3 protein-coding genes are annotated in these 5,016 nt (G+C 69.2%); 2 read left to right on the top strand and 1 reads right to left on the bottom strand.

Annotated elements, in window-relative coordinates; translation table 11 throughout:
- Window positions 1-305, top strand: a 305-nt coding sequence (locus ACNPM4_RS14415; RefSeq protein WP_448986103.1) for an MscL family protein, incomplete at its 5' end; no start/stop codon positions are given.
- Window positions 306-589: 284 nt separating this feature from the next.
- Here ACNPM4_RS14415 and ACNPM4_RS14410 read toward each other — a convergent pair.
- On the bottom strand, window positions 590-4,258 hold the full coding sequence (locus ACNPM4_RS14410) for an AAA family ATPase (protein ID WP_448986104.1): 3,669 nt from the start codon (window positions 4,256-4,258) through the stop codon (window positions 590-592).
- Between the two features lie 229 nt (window positions 4,259-4,487).
- Here ACNPM4_RS14410 and ACNPM4_RS14405 point away from each other — a divergent pair, with 229 nt between their 5' ends.
- Window positions 4,488-5,000 carry a methylated-DNA--[protein]-cysteine S-methyltransferase gene (locus ACNPM4_RS14405; protein WP_105711310.1) on the top strand — a complete coding sequence of 171 codons (513 nt, stop codon included), beginning with the start codon at window positions 4,488-4,490 and terminating at the stop codon, window positions 4,998-5,000.
- Window positions 5,001-5,016: the final 16 nt, after the last annotated feature.

Below are 5,016 nucleotides of genomic sequence, written 5' to 3'. Positions count from 1 at the left end.
ACCCCTTCATCTCACTCTTCCTCAAGGCGGATGCCGCAGGGGAGTTCGGGATCCCCGTTCCGAACATCTACGGCGAGACGGTGACGTTCCCGATCGGTGACCTGATCTCGGCGATCATCAGCTTCCTCGCCGTCGCCGCCGTCGTCTACTTCGTCTTCGTACTCCCGATGAACACCTTCAAGGCGCACGTCGAGGCACGCAAGGGCACGCCGGCCGAAGAGCCCGAGGAGGAGCCGGCCGCAGCGAGCGAGGCCGAGCTGCTGGTGGAGATCCGCGACCTGCTCAAGGCGCAGCGCGGCGCCTGACGCCCTCCACTCAGACACGAGACGCGCGATTCCTCTTCGGAGGGACCGCGCGTCTCTCTTTCCGGCTCGGGCTCGTGAAGAACGATCAGTAGTGCGGCGGCACGTCCTGGATGAGCTGATCGTCGTTCGGGCCTTTCGCGCCCTTCGGCCGGGCACGTGGCGGCGTCGGCTGATCGGTCCCCGTCTCCGGCGCCGGGTCACTTCCGGGCACCGGAGTCAGTCGGGCACGACGCGATCCAGCGACCCGCACCACACGTTGACGCGGAGCATCGGGGTCGACCTGGTCAGTCATTCGGGGTGTCGGCGATATCGAGCGGCTGCGTGTCGTTCTCGGCCCGCGGCACGGTGTCGGAGATGCCCAACACGGCGGCGATGCGCGTCGCGACGGTCGCCGGATCGCTGTAGAGATCGAACGCGTGCACGCGCACGTAGTGCCAGCCGAGGCGACGGAGGACGTGCGGCCGCAGCCGCAGCGTCTCGCGCAGGGACTCACCGCGCGATTCCGGGTCGGGTTCGATCACGACCGCCTTGCCGCCGTGCTGCGCGACCAGCGGAAGCAGTCCGCGGTAGTCGACATCGACGGAGGCGCCGAGCCGCCGCAGTTCCCTGGCCAGGGCGAGAGTGAGCGGGTCAGCCAGATCCTCGAGCCGCGCATCCCTGCCGCGGGCGGCGAGACCACCGAGGATCGACATGAGCGTGGCTGCGCCGTGCTCGAGGCGCCCATCGTCGAAGGAGGAGGGGCGGATCGACGAGACGAGGACCATCGATCGGCGGGCTCGGGTCATCCCGACCGTGAGCAGACGCTCGCCGTCCGGTGTGGAGAGATCGCCGAAGTCGCTCAGGACACGGCCGTGCTTGGTGAGTCCGAACCCGAGCGAGAAGATCACGCGGTCGCGACTCTCCGCCACGGATTCCTCGAGGGTGAGGACGGCGAACGGCTCTGCGGTATCACGGCCGACGAAGTCCGCCACGTCGGAACGCCCGGCGAAGGCGGAGGTGACAGCGGCACGCACGCGCTCGGCGTGACGCACACTGGCGGTGACCACCATGAGGGATTCGGAGGGCCGGTGAACGGCGTGCTCGACCACGAGGGTCACCACACGCGCGACTTCGGCATCGGGGCTCTCGACCGCACCGGACACCGGATCAGGAGTACCCGTCCCGCCCTCGACGTAGTCGACCGTGAGGCTGCCGCGACCGAGATAGGAGCCCGCCCACGGCAGGGAGACGATCTCGCCGCCGTAGAACGCATCGTTGATGAGCTCAGCGAGATCCTCGCCACCGGCACGGTAGCTGCGCGTCAGAGTCATCACGGGCAGGAGCTCGGAGAGGCGCTCGAACACCGAGACGTCGTCGAACGACACCTCCGCCTCCCAGGTGTCCTCCGGATCCACGGCGATGTGGAACGGTGTGGGACGCTGCGTGACCGGATCGCCGAACGCGACGACCTGGCGTGCCCGGCAGATAGCCGGTGCAGCCTCAGCCAGATTGATCGCGGCCGCATCGACGAGAAGGACGGTGTCGAACTCGACCGATTCCGGGATCTCCGGCACGAGGTACGGGGAAGAGATCCAGACGGGCGCGAGCACGTCGACGAGGGTCGGCGCGGCGCTGACGACCTGCGCAGTGGTCGCGGCGGGCTGAGTCAGCGCGCGCCGGAGATGCTGCGACTGCTGCGGTTCGTCGACGATCGCGATCCGCCACTGGTTGGCGAGCTGCCAGGCCAGGAGCGGGCCCGCCATCGCGGCGTGAGCCTCGTCCACCAGCCGGAAGTCGCGCTCGAGCCGGTCGACGACGGCGGTGTTCGCACCGAGGAGAGCACGGTTGTCCTGCAGCGCGCGCTCGAGGAGCGACTGCCACCAGGCGAACTCGAGCTCCTCCCCCACCTGCGATTCGGCCACGTGCCGCACGGAAAGTTCTGCGAGCAGCGGCTCGAGTCCGAGGAGGGCGAGTCGATCGCGCAGCTGGGCGCGCTCCACGAGGTTCTCGAACACGTCGGACTTGGCGGCGCGCCCGGCAAGAGTGCGGACGAGTCGTGCGACCGGGAGCGACGCCAACGGCTCGCGGCGGCCCAGCGCGGCATCCAGTTCGGCGAGCTCCGCCTCGGCCCGCTGCCAGGCCACGTACACGTCGGCGAGACCGAGCGGGATCTCCGGTGCGACCCCCGCCTCGACGTACCGCTGCCACTGCGTGCGCTGAGTCTGGATCCGCAGCAGCGCTTCATGCATCTCGGTCACGTGGACGCCCGGACGGACATACTCTTTCGCCAGACGCCGCAGCCGCCGCCGGTTCGCTCCGGAGAGACCGGGGGCGTCGCGACGCGAGCCGTGCGCCTGGATGAGCTCGCCCAACGGCCGCTCGAAGACCGTGGGGCTGAAGCGATCGAGTGAATCGCGGATGCCCTGCAGCAGACGCAGATACTCGCCGAGCTCGTCGATCGTCGCAAACGGTCGCATGTGCGTCTGGGCGATCAGTTCGTAGCCGCGCTCGAGAAGAGCGGGGACGCTGTCCGAGTGCAGTCGACCGGCGAGCTCGTGCGCGGCTCTGGCCGCTTCGGTGCTCGTGAAGGTCACGCCGTACCACGGCGAATCATTCGGGCCGAAGCGGAACTCCCCGAGACGCGCGGCCTGAGCGAGGGCTTCTGCAGCCTCGCTGCGATCTGCCGCGAGGCGACGGAGAGCGTCGGTGCCGAGCCGAGCGGTGGTGGACGGCGGCACCGGCAGCGACGCGAGCCTGGTGAGCTGGCGGGTCGCGTCGAGCACCGAGGCATCCACTCCCGCGATGGGAGCCGTGAGAGCCTGGCGGTAGTCGCGCAGGACGGTCCGGAGGCGCACCAGCGCGTCGTCGACCTCACTGACCTTGGGTGGTGTCGCCTTCTCGTTGCGGCCGATCGCCCTGACCAGGTCGCGACGCACGCTGGCCGGCGAGATCGCGAGGCTGTCGAGCCCGATACCCGCGAGCCGATGACGAACGCCGTCGAGTGTCGAACGACGCGCCGAGACCACGAGCACGCGCTTGCCGGCGCGGACGAGTTCGCCGAGCGCGTTGATCACCGTCTGCGTTCCGCCCGTGCCGGGGAGCGTCGCCACCGTGAGCGAGTGCCCGGCGGCGATGCGCGCGAGAACCGCTTCCTGCTCGGCGTCTGCGTCGAGAAGAAGATTGTCCGATGCGGGAGCCCGATCGTCGGGTCCGGTGTGGTGCGGCGTGGCGCGAGGCGCCGTCACACGCTCGCGGTCGCCCACATGGCCGCCCAGCGCATTGAGGAGCACGTGATCGAGGCTTCCGGCGTCGCGGGACATCGCTCCGGAGACGTCGGCGAACGTCGACACCACGAGCCGCGGCTCTACGGAGAAGGTGTCGATCGAGCGGGTCATCACGCGCAGGTTGTCGATGACCGGCTGCGGCTTGAAGATCCCGCCGTCGTACGCGAGCGCTGCGAGGGACGCGGCATCGATCGACAGCCCGAAATGATCACGGGCGATGCGGACGAGTTCGGGATTGACTTCGAACGCGCCCTGGAGCTTGAGTTCGAAGTCGGAGTGATGCCGCCGGATCGCCAGCGGCCGCAGCAGCACGGGCGCGGCGAAGCCCGCTCCGCCGATGCGCCACCGGGCGACTCCGACGGCCAGGTGCACGGCCTCGATGCCACGGACGGTGCGCAGTTCGGTGTTCTTCGCGGTGATCCGCTCGGCGGCCAGCCGCGCGGTGCGCAGACCCACCTCGTCGCGGAAGAGGTTCGACAGTAGGGTCGATTTCCCGGTGATGAACTGCGGCAGGCTGCCGGGGTGGGCCTTGGAGATGTCGATGCCCGATTCCGGGCTGTCGCGGAAGCTCACCAGCGGAGAGGGGCCGCCGAGGTCGGCCGCTTCCGCCCTCAGCCGGGTGCGCTCAGCCTCAGCGGCATGGGCGATGTCAACGCCGGTCGTGGGCTCGTGCAGATCGCCGATGGCCACAGCAGCGTCTGCCGCTGTGTTCTCCGCAGTCTTGTCTTCACGTCGCCACACAATGACACCCTAGGCGCGAGACCGGGCGAGCTGGGGTATCCCGGGCGGGTTTCCGCCGAATATCCGCCTCCGAGAGCCGATCCGCACTCCTCCTGCCCTGTGGCGATGACCGTCACGTTCTCCACCCCGCCCGGGAGGCCGGTGCTCCCCGGACAGCGATGCCGGTCAGGATGGTCGCATGACCTTCCGCTATGACTTCGCTCCGACTCCGTTCGGTGATGCCCTCGCGGTGTTCTCGGACGAGGGCATCGTGCGATTCGACCTCTCCGAATCCGAAGACCCGCTCGTTCCCTGGCTCCTCGAGGGTGTCACACGACAGCTGGGCGCCGTTCCGGAGCCCGACCCCGGGGCCGCCGACGAGCTCGCGCATCTTCTGGCCGACTACTTCGACGGCGACCCGGTGCGTTTCGACCAGCACCTCCGGCTCGACTGGCGGCTGGTGGACGGATTCCACCTGAGCGCCCTGCAGACGATCTGCACGATCGAATGGGGCGAAACGATGAGCTACGGAGAGGTGGCCGTCCGTGCCGGACACCCCGGCGCGGCCCGCGCGGTCGGCACTGCGTGTCGGCTCACGCCGTTCTCGATCATCGTGCCGGTGCATCGCGTCGTCCGGTCGGACGGAAGTGTGGGCCAGTACGGCGCGCACCCTGAGCGCAAGAGATACCTGCTCGACCTCGAGGCGGGTTGAGCGAGCGGACGCAGAC

Source organism: Microbacterium umsixpiens (assembly GCF_053543675.1).
Note: the sequence above shows the minus strand (reverse complement) of the source record. Positions and strands in the feature narration are given on the sequence as shown.

What these genes read in the sequence shown, in the direction of transcription:
- ACNPM4_RS14405 (WP_105711310.1), top strand. Translation starts at nt 4,488, where the DNA reads ATGACCTTCCGCTATGACTTCGCTCCGACTCCGTTCGGTGATGCCCTC.